General features: G+C 40.4%; 26 protein-coding genes and 2 pseudogenes. 7 read left to right on the top strand and 21 right to left on the bottom strand.

Annotated features, from left to right (window positions below):
* Nucleotides 1–21: 21 nt before the first annotated feature.
* The 5 genes from HMPREF0850_RS07945 to HMPREF0850_RS07925 form a co-directional block, all read right to left on the bottom strand.
* Nucleotides 22–1,077 carry a BMP family lipoprotein gene (locus HMPREF0850_RS07945; RefSeq protein ID WP_001036146.1) on the bottom strand — a complete coding sequence of 352 codons (1,056 nt, stop codon included), beginning with the start codon at nucleotides 1,075–1,077 and terminating at the stop codon, nucleotides 22–24.
* A gap of 90 nt (nucleotides 1,078–1,167) precedes the next feature.
* Complete coding sequence (locus tag HMPREF0850_RS07940) at nucleotides 1,168–1,557, bottom strand: cytidine deaminase (protein WP_000246115.1); 390 nt, start codon at nucleotides 1,555–1,557, stop codon at nucleotides 1,168–1,170.
* Nucleotides 1,544–2,206, bottom strand: coding sequence for a deoxyribose-phosphate aldolase (gene deoC / locus HMPREF0850_RS07935; RefSeq protein ID WP_000773691.1), 663 nt, complete (start codon nucleotides 2,204–2,206; stop codon nucleotides 1,544–1,546). The genes HMPREF0850_RS07940 and deoC overlap by 14 nt, the downstream gene beginning before the upstream one ends.
* 19 nt (nucleotides 2,207–2,225) lie before the next feature.
* Nucleotides 2,226–3,503: a pyrimidine-nucleoside phosphorylase gene (locus tag HMPREF0850_RS07930; RefSeq protein WP_001202933.1), complete on the bottom strand. Its 1,278-nt coding sequence runs from the start codon at nucleotides 3,501–3,503 to the stop codon at nucleotides 2,226–2,228.
* A complete protein-coding gene (locus HMPREF0850_RS07925) occupies nucleotides 3,500–4,090 on the bottom strand; it encodes a class I SAM-dependent methyltransferase (protein ID WP_009013953.1) in 591 nt (196 codons plus the stop codon). Before HMPREF0850_RS07925 ends, HMPREF0850_RS07930 begins: the two co-directional genes overlap by 4 nt.
* Nucleotides 4,091–4,324: 234 nt before the next feature.
* Here HMPREF0850_RS07925 and coaA point away from each other — a divergent pair, with 234 nt between their 5' ends.
* The 3 genes from coaA to HMPREF0850_RS07910 all read left to right on the top strand — a co-directional run bounded on the left by coaA (nucleotide 4,325) and on the right by HMPREF0850_RS07910 (nucleotide 6,135).
* Complete coding sequence (gene coaA, locus HMPREF0850_RS07920; protein WP_000180478.1) at nucleotides 4,325–5,245, top strand: type I pantothenate kinase; 921 nt, start codon at nucleotides 4,325–4,327, stop codon at nucleotides 5,243–5,245.
* A gap of 67 nt (nucleotides 5,246–5,312) precedes the next feature.
* A complete protein-coding gene (gene rpsT, locus HMPREF0850_RS07915) occupies nucleotides 5,313–5,549 on the top strand; it encodes a 30S ribosomal protein S20 (protein ID WP_001274000.1) in 237 nt (78 codons plus the stop codon).
* Between the two features lie 52 nt (nucleotides 5,550–5,601).
* Nucleotides 5,602–6,135 carry a DNA topology modulation protein gene (locus HMPREF0850_RS07910; protein WP_000684214.1) on the top strand — a complete coding sequence of 178 codons (534 nt, stop codon included), beginning with the start codon at nucleotides 5,602–5,604 and terminating at the stop codon, nucleotides 6,133–6,135.
* Between the two features lie 15 nt (nucleotides 6,136–6,150).
* Here the strand turns inward: HMPREF0850_RS07910 and metG are convergent, their stop codons facing one another.
* The 4 genes from metG to HMPREF0850_RS07890 form a co-directional block, all read right to left on the bottom strand.
* Nucleotides 6,151–8,148: a methionine--tRNA ligase gene (gene metG, locus HMPREF0850_RS07905; RefSeq protein ID WP_001291353.1), complete on the bottom strand. Its 1,998-nt coding sequence runs from the start codon at nucleotides 8,146–8,148 to the stop codon at nucleotides 6,151–6,153.
* Between the two features lie 123 nt (nucleotides 8,149–8,271).
* Nucleotides 8,272–9,531 (bottom strand): ABC transporter permease, encoded by a 1,260-nt coding sequence (locus HMPREF0850_RS07900; RefSeq protein ID WP_001180412.1) that lies wholly within the window; start codon nucleotides 9,529–9,531, stop codon nucleotides 8,272–8,274.
* A 1-nt stretch (nucleotide 9,532) separates the two neighbouring features.
* Entirely contained in the window at nucleotides 9,533–10,234 is a 702-nt protein-coding gene (locus HMPREF0850_RS07895) for an ABC transporter ATP-binding protein (protein ID WP_000811477.1), read from the bottom strand.
* Complete coding sequence (locus HMPREF0850_RS07890; RefSeq protein ID WP_000677995.1) at nucleotides 10,218–11,372, bottom strand: efflux RND transporter periplasmic adaptor subunit; 1,155 nt, start codon at nucleotides 11,370–11,372, stop codon at nucleotides 10,218–10,220. Before HMPREF0850_RS07890 ends, HMPREF0850_RS07895 begins: the two co-directional genes overlap by 17 nt.
* A 267-nt stretch (nucleotides 11,373–11,639) precedes the next feature.
* Between HMPREF0850_RS07890 and gor the strand changes: the two genes are divergently transcribed.
* Together gor and HMPREF0850_RS07880 are read left to right on the top strand one after the other, a co-directional pair.
* Nucleotides 11,640–12,986, top strand: coding sequence for a glutathione-disulfide reductase (gor, locus tag HMPREF0850_RS07885; protein WP_001209559.1), 1,347 nt, complete (start codon nucleotides 11,640–11,642; stop codon nucleotides 12,984–12,986).
* A 143-nt stretch (nucleotides 12,987–13,129) separates the two neighbouring features.
* Nucleotides 13,130–13,666: a biotin transporter BioY gene (locus HMPREF0850_RS07880; protein ID WP_000709014.1), complete on the top strand. Its 537-nt coding sequence runs from the start codon at nucleotides 13,130–13,132 to the stop codon at nucleotides 13,664–13,666.
* 40 nt (nucleotides 13,667–13,706) lie between these two features.
* Here the strand turns inward: HMPREF0850_RS07880 and HMPREF0850_RS07875 are convergent, their stop codons facing one another.
* Nucleotides 13,707–13,922 carry a YdbC family protein gene (locus tag HMPREF0850_RS07875; protein ID WP_000807435.1) on the bottom strand — a complete coding sequence of 72 codons (216 nt, stop codon included), beginning with the start codon at nucleotides 13,920–13,922 and terminating at the stop codon, nucleotides 13,707–13,709.
* Nucleotides 13,923–14,026: 104 nt separating this feature from the next.
* On the opposite strand from HMPREF0850_RS07875, the gene HMPREF0850_RS07870 reads away from it, so the two are divergent.
* On the top strand, nucleotides 14,027–14,347 hold the full coding sequence (locus HMPREF0850_RS07870; protein ID WP_000222568.1) for a hypothetical protein: 321 nt from the start codon (nucleotides 14,027–14,029) through the stop codon (nucleotides 14,345–14,347).
* A 25-nt stretch (nucleotides 14,348–14,372) separates the two neighbouring features.
* Here the strand turns inward: HMPREF0850_RS07870 and HMPREF0850_RS07865 are convergent, their stop codons facing one another.
* The 9 genes from HMPREF0850_RS07865 to rpsP form a co-directional block, all read right to left on the bottom strand.
* Nucleotides 14,373–14,711, bottom strand: coding sequence for an ATP cone domain-containing protein (locus HMPREF0850_RS07865; RefSeq protein WP_001196053.1), 339 nt, complete (start codon nucleotides 14,709–14,711; stop codon nucleotides 14,373–14,375).
* 11 nt (nucleotides 14,712–14,722) lie between these two features.
* Nucleotides 14,723–15,442, bottom strand: coding sequence for a tRNA (guanosine(37)-N1)-methyltransferase TrmD (trmD, locus tag HMPREF0850_RS07860; RefSeq protein ID WP_009013950.1), 720 nt, complete (start codon nucleotides 15,440–15,442; stop codon nucleotides 14,723–14,725).
* On the bottom strand, nucleotides 15,432–15,950 hold the full coding sequence (rimM, locus tag HMPREF0850_RS07855) for a ribosome maturation factor RimM (protein ID WP_001105878.1): 519 nt from the start codon (nucleotides 15,948–15,950) through the stop codon (nucleotides 15,432–15,434). Before rimM ends, trmD begins: the two co-directional genes overlap by 11 nt.
* 75 nt (nucleotides 15,951–16,025) lie before the next feature.
* The gene (locus HMPREF0850_RS07850) at nucleotides 16,026–16,883 is read right to left on the bottom strand and encodes an alpha/beta fold hydrolase (RefSeq protein WP_000812223.1); all 858 of its coding nucleotides are present in this window, start codon (nucleotides 16,881–16,883) and stop codon (nucleotides 16,026–16,028) included.
* Nucleotides 16,884–17,032: 149 nt separating this feature from the next.
* Entirely contained in the window at nucleotides 17,033–17,935 is a 903-nt protein-coding gene (locus HMPREF0850_RS07845; protein ID WP_000137041.1) for a DMT family transporter, read from the bottom strand.
* A 129-nt stretch (nucleotides 17,936–18,064) separates the two neighbouring features.
* Nucleotides 18,065–18,616, bottom strand: coding sequence for a putative immunity protein (locus HMPREF0850_RS07840; protein WP_001247193.1), 552 nt, complete (start codon nucleotides 18,614–18,616; stop codon nucleotides 18,065–18,067).
* Between the two features lie 73 nt (nucleotides 18,617–18,689).
* On the bottom strand, nucleotides 18,690–19,025 hold the full coding sequence (locus tag HMPREF0850_RS07835) for a MazG nucleotide pyrophosphohydrolase domain-containing protein (RefSeq protein ID WP_009013949.1): 336 nt from the start codon (nucleotides 19,023–19,025) through the stop codon (nucleotides 18,690–18,692).
* 43 nt (nucleotides 19,026–19,068) lie between these two features.
* Nucleotides 19,069–19,308, bottom strand: coding sequence for an RNA-binding protein KphA (gene kphA / locus HMPREF0850_RS07830; RefSeq protein WP_000379617.1), 240 nt, complete (start codon nucleotides 19,306–19,308; stop codon nucleotides 19,069–19,071).
* 19 nt (nucleotides 19,309–19,327) lie between these two features.
* A complete protein-coding gene (gene rpsP, locus HMPREF0850_RS07825) occupies nucleotides 19,328–19,600 on the bottom strand; it encodes a 30S ribosomal protein S16 (protein WP_000268760.1) in 273 nt (90 codons plus the stop codon).
* 176 nt (nucleotides 19,601–19,776) lie between these two features.
* Between rpsP and HMPREF0850_RS12805 the strand changes: the two are divergent.
* Nucleotides 19,777–19,965, top strand: a pseudogene (locus HMPREF0850_RS12805) (hypothetical protein).
* A gap of 406 nt (nucleotides 19,966–20,371) precedes the next feature.
* Here the strand turns inward: HMPREF0850_RS12805 and HMPREF0850_RS07820 are convergent.
* Entirely contained in the window at nucleotides 20,372–20,953 is a 582-nt protein-coding gene (locus tag HMPREF0850_RS07820) for a TMEM175 family protein (protein WP_000711074.1), read from the bottom strand.
* Nucleotides 20,954–21,349: 396 nt separating this feature from the next.
* Nucleotides 21,350–21,689 (bottom strand): annotated as a pseudogene (gene cadX / locus HMPREF0850_RS07815) (Cd(II)/Zn(II)-sensing metalloregulatory transcriptional regulator CadX).
* Nucleotides 21,690–21,763 lie beyond the last annotated feature (74 nt).

The following is a 21,763-nucleotide window of genomic DNA, read 5'->3' as shown; positions in this document are numbered from 1 at the left end:
CTAAGAAATGACTTTTATTCATTATTTTTCAGGAACTTTTACACTTCCGTCAAGGATTTTAGCTTTTGCATCTTCGACAGCCTTTTTACCTTCTTCTGAAAGGTTTGTTACTGCCAAGTCAACCCCTTTATCTTTCAATGAGTAGACGATAACTTGTCCACCAGGGAATTCACCTTTTTCTGTTTTGTTGGCAATATCTTTTACAGTTGTACCAACTTGTTTCAATGTAGATACAAGAACGAAGTTTGATTCTTTACCATCTTTAGAAGTGTATTTACCTTCTGCTGCTTGGTCACGGTCTACACCAATAACCCAAACTTTTTCGTTTTCATTTTTGCTTTCGTTCAAAGATTTTGCTTCAGCAAAGACACCAGCACCTGTACCACCAGCTGCTTGGTAGACAACGTCTGCACCTGCAGCGTATTGAGCTGCTGCAATTGTTTTACCTTTGGCAGCATCACCAAATGAACCAGCGTAGTCAACTTGTACTTTGATAGATGGGTCTACTGAGGCAACACCAGCCTTAAATCCAGCAGCGAAACGTGAAATAACTTCAGATTCGATACCACCTACAAAACCAACTTGTTTTGTTTTAGTTGTTTTAGCTGCTGCAACACCAGCAAGGTAAGCTGCTTCGTTATCAGCAAATGTTACGCTCGCAACATTCTTTTGATCTTTGATCACATCATCAATCAAGACATAGTTTAAGTCAGAGTGGTCTTTTGCTGCCTCTTCAACTGCATTGTGAAGTGCAAAACCAACACCGAAGATCAGGTTGTAACTTCCAGCCGCTTGTTGCAAGTTGTTAGCATAGTCTGCTTCACTTGTTGATTGGAAATAAGTAAAGCCTTTATCTTTAGAAAGATTGTGTTCTTTACCCCAGTCTTGCAAACCTTCCCAAGCTGATTGGTTAAATGATTTATCATCAACACCACCAGTATCTGTTACGATCGCTGCTTTCGTCTTCATTTCAGATGAAGATGAAGCTGCGTTACGAGAAGAGCGGTTACCACATGCAGCAAGTCCAACTGCTGCCACTGCAACTAGACCAAGGCCTAGCCATTGTTTCTTGTTCATTACTGAACCTCCTAAATAAGATGTGCAACGATGTTGCAAGTATAGATCGTTTGGTCACGTAGACCACAGCCACTCGAAGAGTAGCTCAGACTAATTTAAGTCTGTAAATGAGTATGGAAGTAACTCCCCGACCGTCATCTCGACCGTCGATTTATCTTTAGCGACAAGTGTCACCTTTAGATCTTGTTCAAAAAACTCAACCATGACCTGGCGACAAGCACCACATGGCGAGATGGGTTTTTCAGTTTGTCCGTAGACAATCAACTCTGAAAATTCCCGTTGCCCCTCCGAAACTGCTTTAAAAATAGCAGTACGTTCTCCACAATTAGTCAAGGGATAACTAGCATTCTCGATATTAACACCCGTATAAATGCTACCGTCCTTGGCAACTAAAACAGCTCCGATGGGAAAGTGAGAATAGGGGACATAGGCATACTTGCTGGTTTCAATTGCTAGTTCAATCAACTCAGTAGTCGCCATATGCTAGTTCTCCTTTTAAAATGGTCACACCAGCTGATGTTCCGATACGAGTAGCGCCTGCTTCCACAAAAGCAACAGCATCCGCATATGAACGAGCTCCACCAGCTGCCTTAACTCCCATATCTGGCCCGACTGTTTTACGCATCAACTGAACATCCTCAATAGTGGCACCACCAGTTGAAAATCCAGTGGATGTTTTAACAAAGTCAGCTCCTGCTTTTTGGGATAATTGGCAGGCCACAACCTTTTCATCGTCTGTCAACAAGCAGGCTTCAATAATAACCTTAACCAACTTGTCACCACTTGCTTCTACAACAGCACGGATGTCCGACTCAACTAAATCAAGATTGCCTGATTTGAGGGCGCCGACATTGATAACCATATCAATCTCATCTGCACCGTTTTGGACAGCTTCTTTTGTTTCAAAAGCTTTCACAGCTGAAGTTGTTGCTCCAAGAGGGAAACCAACTACTGTACAAACCTTTACATCTGAGCCTTCAAGCCCTGTTTTGGCATGTTTAACCCATGTGGGATTGACACAAACGCTGGCAAAGTCATACTCACGCGCTTCAGATAGCAAACAATCAATTTGTTCTTGACTCGCATCTTGCTTCAAAAGCGTATGATCGATATATTTATTTAACTTCATATTCGGATTCTCCCTAGTTTTATGAGATAATTTCTATAATTTCTCGTAAACTTTGCACTCCATCATTTATTTTAACATATTTTTGAAATTCTGTAACTAGTTCAGAAGAAATTTTTCCATTTGTATAAACTTTTGCAACAATTTCCCCTTTTTGAACGGAGTCTCCAACTTTCTTTTCGAAAACAATCCCTGTTTCATAGTCCAGGTCATCAGACTTGACTGCACGACCGGCACCTAGTCTCATGGCATAGAGCCCAAATTCCATTGCAGGAAGAGCTGAAATAACACCCGTATCTTGAGCTGGAATTTCCACCACATGGTCAACTTTGACGGGGCGATAGAGATCATCTAAATCACCGCCTTGTGCTGCCACCATTTCTTCAAACTTAGCCAGTGCTTGGCCATTCTCAAGATGTTGACGGATTTCCTCGACCGTTTTCTCAACATCAGCCAAGCCAAGCATAATCTGAGCTAGCTCGCAGATAAAATAACTAATATCTTCTCGGCCTTTACCTTGAAGAATCTCGATTGCCTCAAGAATTTCGAGACGATTGCCAATGGCTCTTCCCAAGGGTTGGCTCATATCCGTAATGACTGCTACCGTCTTTCGACCAACTGCCTTACCAAGATCCACCATGGTTTGAGCCAATTCACGCGCCTCATCAACCGTCTTCATGAAGGCACCCTCACCGACCGTTACGTCTAGTAAAATGGCATCCGCTCCTGCAGCAATTTTCTTGCTCATAACAGAACTAGCAATCAAAGGAATCGTGTCGACAGTTGCAGTCACATCACGGAGGGCATAGAGAAGCTTGTCTGCTTTAACCAGCTGATCGGACTGCCCAATGACAGATACACCAATGTCCTGCACCTGGCGAATGAAATCTTCTTGACTACGCTCGACTTGATAGCCCTTAATGGACTCCAATTTATCAATTGTCCCACCAGTATGGCCTAGACCACGACCACTCATTTTAGCAACGGGCACACCGAAACTCGCAACAAGGGGAGCCAAAATCAAGGTCACCTTATCACCTACACCACCAGTCGAATGCTTATCAACTTTAACCCCACCAATAGCTGACAAGTCAAACTCCTGACCTGTCTTGACCATATTCATCGTCAGGTCAGAAATCTCTCGTGTCGTCATTCCTTTAAAATAAACAGCCATAGCAAAAGCTGACATCTGGTAGTCTGGAACAGTTCCTGCCACATAGCCTTCTACCAGCCATTTGATTTCAGTTGCAGTCAGTTCTTGACCATCTCGTTTCTTTTGAATTAAATCAACTGCTCTCATTCTTTCACACTTCTAAGGATATAGTATCCCTTATCTTTCTTTACGATTTCACAATTTCCAAAAACGTCTTCCATCTTACTTTTAGCACTCGGAGCACCTTGCTTTTTCTGAATGACAATGGTTAAATCACCTCCATCTTTCAAGAAATCTCTGCTCTTTTCGATAATCTCATGAACAACTTGTTTACCCGCTCGAATAGGCGGATTAGAAATAACATGGTCAAATTTCCCTTCAACTTGTTCATAGATATTGGATTGGAAAATCGTTGCTTCTACTTTATTTCGTTCAGCATTTTGTCGAGCCAAGTCTAGAGCACGATTATTGATATCAACCATGGTTGCCTGAACTCCATAAGCCTTGACCAAAGAAAGCCCTAAGGGCCCATAACCACAACCCACATCAAGGACCGTTTCTCCTTCATTAACCTCTAAACACTTCAATAAAAACTGACTCCCAAAGTCAACCATTTTCTTGCTAAAAACACCCGCATCCGTCAAAAAGGTCATGTTTTCTCCCAACAACTCCACTCTCAACTCATGAATGTCGTGAGCAGCATCAGGATTTTCTGCATAATACATTTTACTCATAAAACTATTTTACCATATTTTAGTGAAATGTTAAATCGTTTACAAAGCTGAAGTTCAACAAACAAACTAAATCTGTTATGATAATAATTAAATGATCTTTGTATTTTTCACTCTATTTTTCCCTGTTAGAGGCAACTTATAGCAACTTTCAAGAATCAGAATGATAAATATCGAATTTCATTCTCTCTTTGACTACGAAATATGATATACTAAGATATCGAACGAGGAAAAATTATGACCAACGAATTTTTACATTTTGAGAAAATCAGCCGCCAAACCTGGCAGTCCTTGCATCGCAAGACAACCCCTCCCTTGACGGAAGAAGAACTAGACTCCATCAAGAGTTTTAATGACCAAATCAGCCTACAAGATGTGACCGACATCTATCTGCCACTGGTTCACCTTATCCATATCTATAAAAAAGCCAAAGAAGATTTGTCTTTCTCAAAAGAAATCTTTCTTCAAAGAGATAGCAAGCCCCAACCTTTTATCATTGGGGTTTCTGGTAGTGTTGCTGTGGGGAAATCGACCACTAGTCGCTTACTTCAGATTCTTCTATCACGTACTCTCCCGGATGCTACTGTAGAACTAGTGACAACGGATGGCTTTCTCTATCCCAATCAAACTTTAATTGAGCAAGATATCTTAAATCGCAAAGGTTTTCCAGAGAGTTATGACATGGAAGCCTTGCTGAATTTTCTTGACCGCCTAAAAAATGGACAGGATGTCGATATTCCAGTCTATTCTCATGAAGTGTATGACATCGTCCCTGGGGAGAAACAACGCGTTAAGGCTGCGGATTTTGTCATCGTTGAAGGAATCAATGTCTTCCAAAATCCTCAAAATGAGCGCCTTTACATCACTGATTTCTTTGATTTCTCCATCTATGTGGATGCTGCTGTCGAGGATATTGAAAGTTGGTATCTGGATCGTTTCTTAAAACTCCTCAGCTTTGCCCAGAATGATCCTGAAAGCTACTACCACCGTTTTACTCAAATGCCAATAAGAGAGGTCGAAGCCTTCGCTCATCAGATCTGGACTAGCATTAATCTAATAAATCTGCAAAACTATATCGAACCGACAAGGAATCGTGCCGAGATCATTCTCCACAAGGCTAAAAACCATGAAATCGATGAAATTTACCTAAAAAAATAATTTCCCCTTGTCAAAACCTAAGTTTTCAGATATAATGGTATAGTTAGTAAATATGGAGGTAAGAACATTGGCAAACATTAAATCAGCTATCAAACGCGCTGAATTGAACGTTAAACAAAACGAAAAAAACTCAGCTCAAAAATCAGCTATGCGTACTGCTATCAAAGCTTTCGAAGCAAACCCTTCTGAAGAACTTTTCCGTGCTGCTAGCTCAGCTATCGACAAAGCAGAAACTAAAGGTTTGATTCATAAAAACAAAGCAAGCCGCGATAAAGCTCGTCTTTCAGCTAAACTTGCTAAATAAGAAACAGTCCATAGAGGCTGTTTTTTTGTCCTCTAATCAGAAAAGGTAGAAAATGAAAATCGCAATCATCGGATATTCTGGAGCTGGTAAGTCAACCCTAGCTGAAAAATTATCAAACTACTACTCCATCCCAAAACTGCATATGGATACACTCCAATTTCAACCTGGTTGGCAAGACAGTGACCGCGAATGGATGTTGACCGAGATGAAAAACTTTCTCACAAAGCATGAAGCTTGGGTCATCGACGGTAACTACTCTTGGTGCTATTACGAGGAAAGAATGCAGGAAGCTGACCAAATCATCTTTCTCAACTTTTCCCCATTGTCTTGTCTCTTTCGAGCCTTCAAACGTTATCTCACATATCGCGGCAAGGTCAGAGAAAGTATGGCTGCAGGCTGTCCTGAACGATTTGACTGGGACTTTATCAGATGGATTCTCTGGGATGGACGGAGCAAATCCGCTAAGGAACGTTATCAGCAGATTCAAGAAAGCTATCCAGAGAAAGTAATTGTTCTCAGGTCGCAAAAGGAGATGGACTACTTCTTAGAAAATCTCGCGCATAACAAGAAAAACCAACGTGCCTAACGTTGGTTTTTTGCTTTACCCAATCACACTTCCGTTTGGTACAGCTGGATCAACTGTGAGAAGGGTTAGTTTGCCATCATGTTCAGCTGAGAGGATCATTCCTTGACTGACATATTTTTTCATCATCTTGCGTGGTTTGAGGTTGGCAACGATTTGGACTTTCTTGCCGACCAATTCTTGTTCGTTTGGGTAGTATTTTGCAATTCCTGAGAGGATTTGACGGTCTTCTCCATCACCAGCATCTAGTCGGAATTGGAGCAACTTGTCAGAACCTTCCACTTTAGACACTTCTTTGACTTCTGCGACACGGATCTCGACCTTATCAAAGTCTTCAAACTTGATTTCATCCTTGTTGAGTTTGAGTTCAACTTCATCTGGATTCCATTCTTTTTCGACTGCTGGTTTGTTGCTTTCCATTTGTTCCTTGATATAGGCAATCTCTTCTTCCATGTCCAGACGTGGGAAGATTGGTGTTCCTTTGGCAACAACAGTCACACCTGCAGGGAAATCTGTCAAGCTCAAGTTTTCTAGGCTAGAAACTTCTGCTAGACCAAGTTGTGCCAATACAGCGCGACTAGTTTCCATCATAAATGGTTCAATCAAGTGAGCTACGACACGAAGGCTGGCTGCCAAATGGCTCATGACACTTGCCAACTGGTCACGAAGGGCTTCATCCTTAGCCAAGACCCATGGAGCTGTCTCATCGATGTATTTGTTGGTACGTGAGATAAGAGTCCATACTGCTTCAAGGGCACGTGGGTAGTCAACTGCTTCCATGTGTGTATGGTAGTCAGAGATAGATTGCTCTGCTACTTGAGCAAGAGCATTGTCAAACTCTGTCACACCTTCTACATAGGCAGGAATTTGTCCATCAAAATACTTGTTAATCATAGAAACCGTACGGTTTAGGAGATTTCCAAGGTCATTGGCCAATTCATAATTGATACGGCCTACATAGTCCTCAGGAGTGAAAGTTCCGTCTGAACCAACTGGAAGGCTACGCATGAGGTAGTAACGAAGTGGGTCCAGTCCATAACGCTCCACTAGCATTTCAGGATAAACGACATTCCCCTTAGACTTAGACATCTTGCCGTCTTTCATGACAAACCAACCATGGGCAATCAAACGATCTGGCAATTTGATATCCAACATCATAAGAAGGATTGGCCAGTAGATAGAGTGGAAACGAAGAATGTCTTTTCCGACCATGTGGAAGACCGTTCCATTCCAGAACTTATCAAAGTTACCATGTTCATCTTGACCATAGCCAAGAGCAGTCGCATAGTTGAGGAGGGCATCAATCCAAACGTAGACAACGTGTTTTGGATTGGATGGGACCGGAACTCCCCATGTAAAGGTTGTACGAGAAACCGCTAAGTCTTCCAAACCTGGCTCGATAAAGTTACGCAACATTTCATTGAGGCGACCATCAGGAGTGATAAAGTCTGGATGCGATTTGAAAAATTCTACCAAACGATCTTGGTATTTGCTGAGGCGAAGGAAATAAGATTCTTCTGAAACCCACTCCACTTCATGTCCTGATGGAGCGATACCGCCTGTTACATTTCCAGCTTCGTCACGGAAAACTTCTGCAAGCTGGCTTTCTGTAAAGAATTCCTCATCTGAAACTGAATACCAACCAGAGTATTCGCCCAAGTAAATATCATCTTGAGCAAGTAAGCGTTCAAAGACCTGAGCCACTACTTTTTCATGGTAATCATCAGTTGTACGGATGAATTTATCATATGAGATATCGAGTAATTTCCAGAGTTCTTTGACTCCAACCGCCATCCCATCAACATAGGCTTGAGGTGTGATGCCAGCTTCTTCAGCCTTTTGCTGGATCTTCTGACCATGCTCGTCAAGACCTGTCAGATAAAAGACATCGTAACCCATGAGGCGTTTGTAACGCGCTAGAACATCACAGGCGATGGTTGTGTAAGCAGAACCGATATGAAGTTTACCAGATGGATAGTAAATCGGTGTTGTAATATAAAAATTCTTTTCAGACATAATTTTTCCTTTCCAGGCAAATGAAACCTGTTTTTCTAACACTTCATTATATCATATTTTTAGTGATTTTCGATAGGAAAATCCATACAAAAACAAGATAGACAAATGTCCATCTTGTTTATCTTATTCATAGCGAAGGGCTTCAATTGGATCAAGCTTAGACGCTTTATTGGCTGGCAAGACTCCGAAAATCATACCAACGCTGGCCGAAACAGCCAAGCTAAAGAGAGCGATCGGTAGCGAGACACCAATTTCTATTCCTTCCATCATATTTTTTAACAAAGCGCCTGCTAGCGTGGTCAAGCCCGCTGCACTTACTAGGCCGATGACTCCACCTAGCAAGGTCAAGATCATGGACTCAATCAAAAACTGTACCAAGATATTAGCCCGTGTAGCTCCCAATGCTTTACGAAGACCAATCTCACGAGTACGCTCCGTTACAGAAACCAGCATGATATTCATAACCCCAGTCCCTCCCACAAAGAGAGAGATTCCTGCGATAGCACTAATAATAGCGGTCATAAAACCAAAGATTTGCTGAACCTCTGCAAAAGCGGCGGTTTCGTCTACAACCTGATATTCTCCCTGCTGTACTCCTGCAATTTCTGTCATCTTGCGTGCGAGTTCTGGCCCCAAAGTCGGAGTTAGACTCGTGTCATTCACACGAAAGACAATATTAGAAATTTCCTCTACATTAAAATTAGCTGCTACAGAAGCATTGGTTGTAATTGGTAAGCCACCTACACCAAACATCTTAGCACTTTTAACAGCAGGACTAGAGTAAACACCAATCACGCGATAGCTATATCCATTGGCTGAAATGATTTGATTGAGTGCTGCCTGAGGCGAGTCAAAAAGACTTTTAGCGAGTTCTTCATCTAGCAAAATCACACTTGCAAAATCTCGGTAGTCTTGTTCTCTCAGATCCCTACCTGCAATAATTTTATTTTCTACAGCAGACATATAAGTCATATTTCCACCTGTCAGACTTGCTCTCTCTACCTTTTTATCCTTATAGGTCAAAGTAACATTTGTACTATTAGTCACATAATAGCCATCCACGCCTTTTAGTTTGGCAGCTTCCTTAACCCACGATTCCTGTGTTTTAGGTGGTTCTACGTGAACATCTTCTTCTTTACCAGATAGTGTCAGTGCAGATTGCTTTTGTGTAAAGGAACCATCCTTACTTTTAATTGGTGAGAAAAATACCTGAATATTTTTCTGAGATTTTGTCATATTTTTATTGACCTGACGAGACATAGAGTCCCCTAAAGCCATGATGACAACTACTGAAGAGACCCCGATGATAATGCCAATCATGGTCAAAAAAGAGCGCATCTTGTGTGCCATAATAGATGAAAAGGCAAATTTCAGATTTTGCATCTTAGTTCTCCTTTCCTTCCAAACGAGCGCTATCAGATGAAATAACCCCATCACGGATTACAATCTGGCGTTTTGCATAGGCTGCAATTTCGGGCTCGTGCGTTACCATAATAATAGTCTTGCCTTCTTCATTTAACTCAACCAAGAGTTCCATGATTTGGCTTCCTGTTTTCGTATCCAAGGCGCCTGTCGGTTCATCAGCTAGGATGATTGAGGGATCGTTAACAAGAGCACGCGCAATGGCCACCCGTTGTTTTTGACCGCCAGACAACTCCGAAGGAAGGTGATGAATACGATCAGTCAACTCTACTTTACTCAGATATTCCTCTGCCAATTTGCGACGTTGGGCAGCTGGAACTCCTGCATAAATCAAGGGTAACTCGACATTTTGAACAGCATCCATCTTTGACAGAAGAAAGAACTGTTGAAAGACAAAGCCAATTTGTTGGTTACGTACCTGTGCCAACTGCTTTTCACCTAGACGGGCCACTTCTTGACCTTCTAGATAGTATTCGCCGCTAGTTGGGGTGTCCAGCATTCCGATGGTATTCATCAGAGTAGATTTACCCGAACCAGATGGTCCCATAATGGCAACAAATTCCCCTTCGCCAATCTCCAAATTAATATTTTTCAAGACCTGCAGTTCCTGTTCACCATTTCGATAGCTCCGGCAGATGTTTTTTAGACTAATTAGTTGTTTCATCAGCCTTCACCTCTTTTCCTTCTTCCAAGGAAGTCGTTGGATTACTGATGACTTTGGTTCCGTCTGTCAAACCAGATGTGATCTCTTGGTTTTCTGCGTCAGCATTTCCTAGGCTAACTTCGATTTTCTTAGCCTTATTCTCTTCGTCAACAACCCAAACGTAGTTTTTTCCGTCTTCAGTAATGACACTGGTTAAGGGTACGAGGATTGATTTCTTGTCACTTTTAACCTCAACACTAACGGTAAAACCTGGTCTCAAATCACCAATCTCACTCGTTACTTCAATCGTATAGGGATATTTAGAACCAGTATTCCCCCCAGTTATAGCATTCGTTCCTTCTCCACTATTTTTAGGGTAAGCTGAAATAAAGCTGATCTTCCCTGTCCAAGTTTTATCTTGGTAAACTTTAGAAGAGAAGGTCACTTCTTGGCCAACAGAAAGGTTGGCAAGATTGTACTCGGAAAGTTCTCCCTTGACTTGTAGATTGTCGTTACTTACTACATGAACCATCACTTGATTTGCAGCAGTTGTGGACTTTGATACATTGCGATTAACTTCTACAACTGTACCTTCTAGCGTACTCAAAACCTTTGTTGCGTCCAATTGGGCCTGCGCCTTTTTAAGTTGTGCCTCTGCATCAGCACGACTATCACGAGCATCACTAATCTGAGAATCAATGGAAGAGACAGAAGAACCCTGTGCTCCATCATCATATTCTTCCGAATCAGCTAGAGTGTTGTTTCGTGATTCCTTCAAGTCATTGATACGACGATCAGCCTTGGCTATGGCACGGTTAGCTGCATCATAAGCAGACTGCGCTTCTGTGCTGTTGTATTTTACGAGCGCTTGTCCTTTGTCAACCTTATCTCCAACAGAAACCAAGATTTCATCCACCTCACCCTTACTTGCATCCAAATAAACATATTGTTCATTTTTTGCGGTGACGGTACCAGATAAAAGAACAGAGGAGGCAACTGTTCCTTCCTTTGCGACTACGAGATGCGATGTGTCATCCTTACCGGCAGCCTGAGAGGGCTGTCTAAATAGCAAAATACCCACTGCACTGGTTATAATAATACTTGCAGCACCAATAGCTGTGTATAGTTGCCATTTTTTAGTTTTCTTATTCCCCTTCATCACAAAACTCCTATTTTATTTTCAATACAAAGACTATTATAGCAAATTTACCTACTCTAAACAATGATTGTTCAGAGAGAAAAGAGAACAATTCAGGAAACATGCCTTGTTTCCATTTGATTTATGCAGAATTGTACTAGTAACATCATACACCTTATTTCTATATTTAGCAAGTGATTTCTGCTATTTCTTTAGAGCGTAGCAGATTTTTGCATTCAAAAAATAAAAACGATAGAATATGACTATCAAATCTATAAGGAGTTTTCTATGAGAGAATATGATATCATAGCCATCGGTGGAGGGAGTGGCGGTATCGCCACTATGAACCGAGCTGGTGAACACGGTGCTAAAGCAGCTGTTATCGAAGAGAAAAAATTAGGTGGAACTTGTGTCAACGTTGGCTGTGTTCCTAAGAAAATCATGTGGTATGGAGCGCAGATTGCTGAAAGCTTCCACCACTACGGTCCTGACTACGGTTTTACGAGTTCAGATGTTCAATTTGATTTCGCAAAGCTTCGTCAAAATCGTGAAGCCTACATCGATCGTGCCCGCTCGACTTATGATGGAAGTTTCAAGCGCAACGGGGTTGATTTGATTGAAGGTCGTGCTCATTTTGTTGATTCCCACACAGTCATCGTTAATGGTGAATTGATTCGTGCCAAGCATATCGTGATTGCGACTGGCGCTCGTCCAAGCATCCCAACTATTCCAGGAGCTGAACTCGGTGGCAGCTCAGACGATGTCTTTGCTTGGGAGCAACTTCCTGAATCCGTTGCGATTCTTGGAGCTGGTTATATCGCTGTTGAATTAGCAGGTGTTCTCCACGCACTAGGAGTAAAAACGGATTTGTTTGTCCGTCGTGATCGTCCCTTGCGTGGTTTTGACAGCTATATCGTTGAAGGACTTGTCAATGAAATGGAAAAAACAGGCCTACCTTTGCACACGCATAAGGTACCCGTCAAGCTCGAAGAAACGGAGGAAGGTATTACCATTCATTTTGAAGACGGTTCTAGTCATACTGCCAGCCAAGTTATCTGGGCTACCGGTCGCCGGCCAAATGTAGACGGTCTGGAGTTAGAAAAGGCTGGCGTCACACTCAACCAACGTGGATTTATCCAAGTAGATGAATACCAAAATACAGTTGTAGATGGCATCTATGCTCTTGGAGATGTTACTGGTGAGAAAGAACTGACCCCAGTAGCCATCAAGGCAGGACGTACCCTATCTGAGCGCCTCTTCAACGGCAAAACAAATGCCAAGATGGACTACACGACTATCCCTACTGTTGTCTTCTCCCACCCAGCAATCGGAACGGTTGGTTTAAGCGAGGATCAAGCTATCAAAGAATACGGCCAAGATAACATCAAAGTCTACAAGTCAAGCTTTGCATCTATGTACTCTGCCGTTACAAGCCATCGTCAAGAATCTCGCTTCAAACTCATCACCGCCGGTGCTGACGAAAAAGTTGTTGGCCTACATGGACTTGGTTACGGAGTGGATGAGATGATTCAAGGATTTGCTGTTGCCATCAAGATGGGAGCAACAAAGGCAGACTTTGATGCTACAGTAGCTATCCACCCAACTGCTTCTGAAGAATTTGTGACCATGCGCTAATTATCGAAAGAGACCTCAAGAGGTCTCTTTTTACATGCAAAATCGGCTGTTACAAAATTGTTACCTCGTTACAAAAAATAGGTTGACTTTTTCTCCTGAATTAGTATAATAGTTACTATAATTTTAAAAAGAGGTTAACAGTTTTGAAAAAAGCTCATATCTATGCTATCCCTGCTATCGGTGCTGCTCTCATCGCCGTATTGGCTCAAATTAGTCTCCCTATCGGTCCTGTCCCCTTCACTCTACAAAACTTTGCGATCGGTCTGATTGCAACTGTTTTTAGACCAAGGGAAGCCGTCCTATCTGTTGCTCTCTATCTCCTGCTGGGTGCCATTGGTCTACCTGTCTTTGCAGGGGGAGGAGCTGGATTTCACGTTTTAGTTGGTCCAAGCGCAGGCTATCTCTGGTTCGACCTTGTCTATGCAGGACTTACATCTTATCTCATCCATCAAAATAGTGGCCATATCCGCATTTTCCTAGCCAACCTCTTGGGTGATTCCCTCGTCTTTGTCGGAGGTATTCTCAGCCTCCACTTCCTTGCTGGTATGCCATTCGATAAGGCACTAGCAGTTGGTGTCCTTCCTTTTATCCTCCCTGATCTTGGTAAGATCATTGCGATTAGTTTCATTGGTCGCCTACTATTACAACGACTTAGGGGACAAGCATACTTCTCAATTTAACCCAAAAAGGATACTGAGTCAAAAACTCAATATCCTTTTATTAGTTTCCTTTAAAGGCATCTACCATTACCTGAAATTCCTCGTTTGTAAGGGTGATTCCTTTGCCCATCTTGGTATGATCAGGGCTCCAAGTTCGAATATCAAACTTTGCTGGTGCGCCATTAAAGCTGACTCGATTTAGTTCTTTTGTCCATCCTTTTTCATTTTCAGACAAGGTCAGTAAGTGTTCTTCGATTTCAAATGTAAATTCTGCCATTTTTAACTCCTTTATGTGATATGCTTTCTCTAGTCTATTCGTAAAAATCTTGTAGTTTTTAGGAAAATTTTATATAATGTGGATATATAAGAAGGGAGACGCCTATGACGTACACATTCAAGCAAGTCTTAGATAAGATACAAGACTTTCTCAGTGGACATAATGAACAAGATTATTCTGAAAACGACTCCCTTATTAGCACAATTGAACAGGCCGTCCAGAAAAAAACGGCTGTTCATGTCATACTTGCTGAGACAAGTTTTACAGGTGATATTGTCAAATACGATACCAGCCGTCAACAGATTGTTGTCAAAAATTTTACAAAAAATGTAACTCGTATCATCCGAATCGCTGACATCAAAAGGCTACGCTTTGTCCCATCTACTGTCCAGAGAGCTCAGAAAAATAGATTTAAGAAAGAGTGAGATGCTTTTCATCCCACTCTTTTTCTTAACGAATTTGTTCAAAATGCAGATGGACTGCGATGTGGTCACCGTAACCACTTCTCTCCAAATCACGTTGTAAGCGGTAAGAAATATAATGTTCGGCTATTGTGATATATCCTGCCCCCAACAAACGATTTTCAACCATTGACTGAATCATGCTGATAGTTGCACGTTCCACTTTTGCTTCTTCCAAGTCCAAGACTACTTTTTTAGTGACTTGAGCTAGGTTTTGACGTAGGTCATCTGTTAAAACATAAACCGTCTGAGCTGCTTTTAGGACAGCTTGGTAGATTTTATCTGGATCAAAGTCTGCAACTTCTCCGTTACGTTTGATTACTTGCATAAGGTTCTCCTTTATTCTTTGTTTTCTCTGATTTCTGCCAGCATTTTTCCTTCTTCTGCTGTCAGTTGGTAGTTTTCTAGCAAATCTGGTCTGCGCTCGTAGGTTTTCTTTAAACTCTCATAAAGTCGCCACTGACGAATCTTCTCATGGTGCCCACTCATAAGCACATCTGGAACCACCATGCCTCGATAGTCATAAGGACGTGTGTATTGGGGATATTCGAGGAGTCCTGAAGAAAAACTATCGTCTTGATGACTAGACTCCTTACCAATCACTTCAGGAATCAGGCGAACCGTAGCATCAATCATGGTCATGGCAGCCAATTCACCACCAGTCAGGACATAATCTCCTAGGGAAATTTCATCAGTTACCAAGGTCTTGATGCGCTCGTCATACCCTTCGTAGTGACCGCAGATAAAAATCAGTTCCTCTTCTTTAGCCAAATCTTCAGCATAGGCTTGATCGAACTGTTTCCCAGCAGGATCGAGAAGAATGACGCGGGGATTTTTCTTTTCAATGGCGTCAAAGGCATCGAAAATAGGTTGGGCGCGGAGCAACATTCCCTGACCGCCTCCGTAGGGCTCATCGTCAACATGACGGGCCTTTTCAGCATATTCTCGAAAATTATGATACTGGATATCCAAGAGCCCTTTTTCTCGAGCTTTTCCAACAATCGAGTGCTCAAGCGGAGAAAACATCTCAGGAAAGAGGGTTAAAATATCAATCTTCATCATCTAGTCCTTCTAAGATTTCCACTTGGACCCGCTTGTTTGGAATATCAACATTGAGAACTACTGGCGGAATGTAAGGCAAGAGTAGGTCGCGTTTTCCTTTTCTCTTGACCACCCAGACATCATTGGCACCTGGTTGTAGAATCTCCTTGATAGTTCCAATCAAGTTGTCTCCCTCGTAAACTTCCAAACCAATAATCTCGTGATAGTAGAATTCTCCATCGTCTAAGTCGTTCAAATCTTCCTCAGCGACCTTGAGACTATAACCCTTGTACTTTTCAATCGCATTGATATGGTACATGTCTTTGAATTTGATAATGTCAAAATTCTTATGCTTACGGTGGTTAGCGATGATCACTGTTTGAACAAACTGATCTTTTTCATCGAATAAAGCCAGCTCTGCCCCTTTTTTAAAGCGTTCCTCAGCAAAATCCGTCACAGACAAGACTCGCATCTCACCTTGTAAACCCTGCGTATTGACGATTTTCCCAACATTAAAGTAGTTCATCTTGTCTCCTGTATCTATTTCTATCCTTTATTTTATCACGTTCCAGGGATTTTCACAAGTTGGATAGCTCCTATCTTACAAGTCTACTACCTCTTCAAAAAAATCACCAACTATCTGATTAAACTCTTGAGGATGGTCATTCATCGGTTGGTGTTTGCTATCTGAAATCGTTACTTGACGCGCATTGGGGTTTAAAGCAATGATACCATCATAGATTTTTTTTAGGTGTTTTGGAAAATCGTTTTCGCCTCTTACTAATAGCATGGGTGGATTTCCATGATAACCTTCTATCTCATGGGCAGCCAAAAAACCTGTGATACCAAGGTTCAAAAAAACATCTCGTCCAGTTTCTATAATGGCCTTCTTGACCAATTCTCTTGTGATAGGATTATCTGTACACATCTTTGAGTTCTTATCTGCAATCACCTTCCAAGGAATCGTTTTGTACATAAGAGAACTATATTTGATTCGACCCCTTTCTTTCTCTGATAGGTAACGATGCTGTCCCCAACTATCTACCATGACCAAGGCTAGAACTCGTTCTGGATGACGATAGGTGTACTCTTGAAGTGGATTTCCTCCCCAAGAATGACCAACCAATATCACCTTATCTAGCTGGAAATAGGACAAAATAGCATCTACATCTTGAACAGCACCTTCTAAGTCGGGTAGGCCAACTTTCATAGGTGATTCCCCCTGCCCTCTAACATTCACAAAGTAGAGGTCAAATCCTTCAAAGGCATCATACTGATGAGCCCACATCTGACTACGACCACAAGCTCCATGATAAAAAATAATATGTCCTTTACTTGAGCATCCAGGGCGATGATAAACAACCAAATCACAATCTAATACTGGTATAATGTGACGTACCAAAGTCTCGGTTTTTCTGTTATAAAAAGCAATAGCTTCAGCTATATCATTTTGCTTCATTTCTACACTCTCTCCTCTTTATCCTAATATCATTCTTTTTATCTATTTTATCATGCTATATTAAAATCATGGTTTTCTAAACTTGATTTCATTAAAAATTTTGAATTTTCTGCATTATTTGGATAAAGAAAAAGACTGCTAAGCAATCTTTACTTTTTTCTAATCAGATTCATGCCTAAAATTCCAGCAATAATCAAAGTTGCTCCAATCACATGGTAACTATAAATTGGTTCGTGGAGGATAAGAGCCCCAGCTAGAATGGTCAAAACTGTTCCAAGATTACCAAAGACACTGACGGTTGATGCCCCGAGGCGAACAATAGCATAGATAGAGAGACTACCAGTCACGATAGAGGCTAGTATTCCCAAATAGAGGATGGAAAGCAGATAGGACACCTGTTCAAGTGGCGCAAAGTAAGCTAATATGTTGCCATCTAGATAGTGCGAGGTCAGACTTAGCATATTAAAGGTGACGAAGCCAACAAATATCACAACAGCTGTCATATCCATAGCCCGATAGCGTCCTCCTTTGGACTTGCTGAGGATATTGTTTATTGCATTGGCGAGAACAGATCCCAACATCAAGACAAAGCCCAAGCTAGCAGTTTCAGTACTAAAGTTCGCTCCTTTACTAAGGAAGATGAAAACTACTCCTGCTACGGATAAAAATAAAAAGAACTTTTGTAGCAAACTAGTCTTTTCCTTGAGAAAGACCGATGCCAAAAGGAGAGTAAAAATCGGTACAAGCGCTTGTAAAATTCCCGCTTCAGAAGACGATATATACTGTAAAGCAAAGGATTGAAAAATAAAAAAGAGAAGTGGATAGAAAAGACTCATAGGTAGAATAGAAAAAATATCTTTTTTACTTAAACTCACTTTGATAAGTTTGGTTTGATGAAGGGCGACCAATACTAAAGCTGCGATTGTATAGCGATGCGCTAAGTTGGTGAGAGGACTAGCATAGCCCAAAGCAATCTTTGTCAATAAAAAAGAAAATCCAATGATTGCTGAAAAGGATAAGGCTGCTAGGTATGCTTTTGTTTTCTCGGTCATAGATTGTTACTCCCTTTAAAAATAGCTATTCTCAAGATTGATTGGCTAGAATTCTTTGAGACTGCCTTTCCATTGTAGCATAGTAGAATCCTATATGCTATTTCTAGGATTCGTATTTTATGCCTTCTTTCACCGTTTATCTATTACATTAGCTAAAAAGGATTCAGCCAGTCTGATCTGCTTTTCTCGTTCTTGTCTCACGAGTTCTAACTTGTCTGCCTCTTGGAGATTCCTTACTTTGATAGCATAATCCGCGGAAACGATGGCGTGTCCTCTCATATGGGCTGTTGAAATAGCTTGTACAAAGACTCTGGCAGCGTACTTAGCGATTTGATTTTGGGCATTTTTAGAGAGGAGATTTGCTGCGAAACCTGCTTTTCTCAACTCATGAGGTGATATCTCATTTCTCAATCGTGCATCAAAAGCCTCATAAGCTTGCCGAATTATTTTATTTTTCTCACCTTCATCACCGATATCAATTAAAGATAAGAAATCTCGCGAGTTCTCTAATGCCCATCGAGCTAGTTCTTTCTGAGGAAGTCTATCCAGTATTTGTTCTAGTTCCAATCTTTTCTCAGAGTCGTCCCAAATGGCAACTTTGTAAGGACTGGGTAGGTGATTCATTTTAGTCTTATAGGCAGTTCGTTCAAACTCATTCCATGCATAATCCTCTGGTCTCATTGCTTTCTCATTCTTTCTTACTAGCTAGCGTAAACTAGGAGAAACCTTTCATATCAGTGAAAAGAGATTATTCCTAGTTCTCTTGGAAGTTATCCAAAAATTCTTCCAAATCTCGTTCATGTTGGTACTTAATGGCAGCCTTCTTATCTTTGTCAAAGATGGTTTTGGTTAGGTCAATATCGTTGATAGCCGCGATTGCGACGGTGTAATGAATGATATCAGCCAGTTCTTTGGCTAGTTCCTCGTTTGAGTCCTGAACGCCCTCTTTTCGACCAGAGCGCCCATTCAAGACCTCGGCTACTTCTCCGACTTCCTCCACTAGCTTGATAAAGAGGCCTTCCTCAGTTCGAGATTGCTGGTAATGTTCGAGTAAGTAAGCTTGTAATTGTCTAAACGTTAAATCTTTCATCTTCTGCTCTCCACAAAAAAAGCGAGACATCTGTCCCGCTTTTTTATTTTTCATCGATAACGATTCTTACTTTTTTGTCTTCAGTTGGGACAGAGTAGACAATCGTTCTTATCGCTGAGATAGTGCGACCCTTACGACCGATAACACGACCGACATCGCTTTGGTCAAGATCCAAGTGATACTCCAAAAACTCTGGTGTGTCTTCAATCTTGATAGTTAAGGCATCTGGTTGTGAAATCAAAGGTTTCACAATCGCAATAATGAGATTTTCAATCGTATCCATCTGTCAACCTACTTTAAACTTATTTTGAGAATTTAGAATCGTGGAATTTTTTCAATACGCCTTCTTTTGAAAGGATGTTACGAACTGTATCTGAAGGTTGAGCTCCATCAGCCAACCATGCAAGAACGCGGTCTTCTTTCAAAGTCACTTGGTTTTCAGCAACAAGTGGGTTGTAAGTTCCAACTGTTTCGATGAAACGTCCGTCACGTGGTGAACGTGAATCTGCTACGTTGATACGGTAGAAAGGTTTTTTCTTAGAACCCATACGAGTCAAACGAATTTTAACTGCCATTTTTAAAGTCTCTTTTCTTATTTTTTATTTCGGTGAAATAGCTGAGCTATTTAGCACATGTTCTATTATAGCAGATTTCTGACAGGTGTCAAGAAAAAAACTTGACAGAGTTAAAAATTTTTAAATTTTTTAGAAATTTATTAGACTAATAGAGATAAATTAGAAAGAAAAAATTTATGAATACTACTTTTGATAACTACCCTGTCAAGCCCTATATCTCTCTTAATCGTGATGTCGAAGCTTGGCTACTAAATCTCAAGCCCGTTCCCAAATGACACATGGACCTATTAGCAGATGATTTACTAGCAGGAGATATCATTCTCCTATGGAGAATCAACTTTGGCACTTTTACAACCGAAACATGATTTTAAAAACTCCCATTCGAATATGATTCAAAATTCGCTTAAAATCAATGTTTTCCCACTTTTTCAGAAAACAAATTTTCATCTAATTTAAATAACTTTCAATTAAATGGTGTGAATTTTGCTTAAAATCATCAAAAACACCCCATGGTGTGAACCATGAAGTGTTGTAAATGCTGTATTGTAGCTAGTTTTTAACGTTTAGAAAACTACCTAGCTTTACGAGCTTTCTTAAAATCTGGTTTGGAAAGTATGCGTTTCAGTTGGACTAAAAACAGCGAAATATCAAGGATTTTAAGAACGATATCTACTAATTAATTTATAAAATATGAATTAATAGATTCTAAATAGGGGAATAGTTTAGGTCTGTAATCATTAAAATAATACACCTAACTTTGGTCACCGTTTTTTAGTTATTCACTCTTTTTTCAGATAGTGTTTTTAAAGTTATGATGTAAAATGCCGCAATTAAAACACTATACATCATAATCGGAGGATAGAGAATTAAGGATAGAATCAATCCCACTCCTTTAATTATTAGGTCAGGTATCAATAACTTTCTATATTGTGCGGTAGCTTCAAGTAATTCTTTCTGATCTATATTGGGTTTATCAATTACTTTATGTAAAAACCAGTTTGCTACCGTTGAAACAATAACGATCAGTCCATAAAAGAGCTGTGCCGTATGGTTCATGAAATGACTACTAACGATTCCAGTAGCATAGGGCATAAATGAAACAAAAAATAAAAGAAACAAATTCCACCAAACAATTTGTGGGGAAATTTTCTCAACCTTTTCCCATAGTGTGTTTAGTGCCATCCATAACGATCCTAACCAGAAAAAGGAAAGAAAATAAGCAAAGAAATTTTGCCGTAAATCCCAAAAAGCTTGAAGACTTGGTGTCGTTGGTTTTTCTAATTCTAAGATTAGGATAGTCATTATAATTGCTAGAACCGCATCTGTCAATGCAATTAATCTATCTTTCTTCATCAGATTACATCACCTTTCATTTTGTAGCATTCTATCTCATCGTATAATATTTATTAATCTTAAATATTAGATATTCATTTCATACTTTGAGTACAAACAAGATACACTAAAAAACATGTATCTGTCATATTTTATTTAACTTTAGAAATATTCATCCATCTAATTAATAAATATATCATATTTCACAATAAATGACTACTATCAAAGATACATTTTCTTTCAAATTCCTCCCTTTTCAACTTGGCTAACTTGAGCTGCATTACCTAGGTCGATTTGCTTTAAATTATACTTTTTTCTTAAACATTTGATACGAGTAGGTATTACTTATGGGAAATTTTCATCAAAAAATTTCATATATAATCCCCTATAATCATGGAAAAGTAGTAAAAATAGTTGTTATCCTAGTTGATTAAAAAAAATCTCTGATTTCCTCATCTTTTATAAAATAATATATAATTTTCCCCTCTCTTCTAGTGTCCAAGATGTTTTGATTGGCTAGTTTACGAAGATGGTGGGAGGCAGATGCCATACTGAGATTTAGTAAACAGGCTATATCGCAGACACAGAGTTCTTCGACGGCAAGGAGATAAAAGATGATATTTATCTGTTTATTATCGGTAAATTTTGATAAAATGCGAAGTGATTTTTGGACTTTTTCCTTTTCAAGGTAGTTCGTTGCGGTTGTAACATTTTGTTGATTTATAATATTCACTTGGCAGATACTATCTTTTTTCATAATTTTTTCTCCTAGCCGAACACAGTCCTTAGCATGTCAAAGCTGTTGTTTTCAATCAGAATATACATCCCCAA

It is taken from the genome of Streptococcus sp. M143, from assembly GCF_000162495.1.
Taxonomy (GTDB): Bacteria; Bacillota; Bacilli; order Lactobacillales; family Streptococcaceae; genus Streptococcus; species Streptococcus dentisani.
Note: the sequence above shows the minus strand (reverse complement) of the source record. Positions and strands in the feature narration are given on the sequence as shown.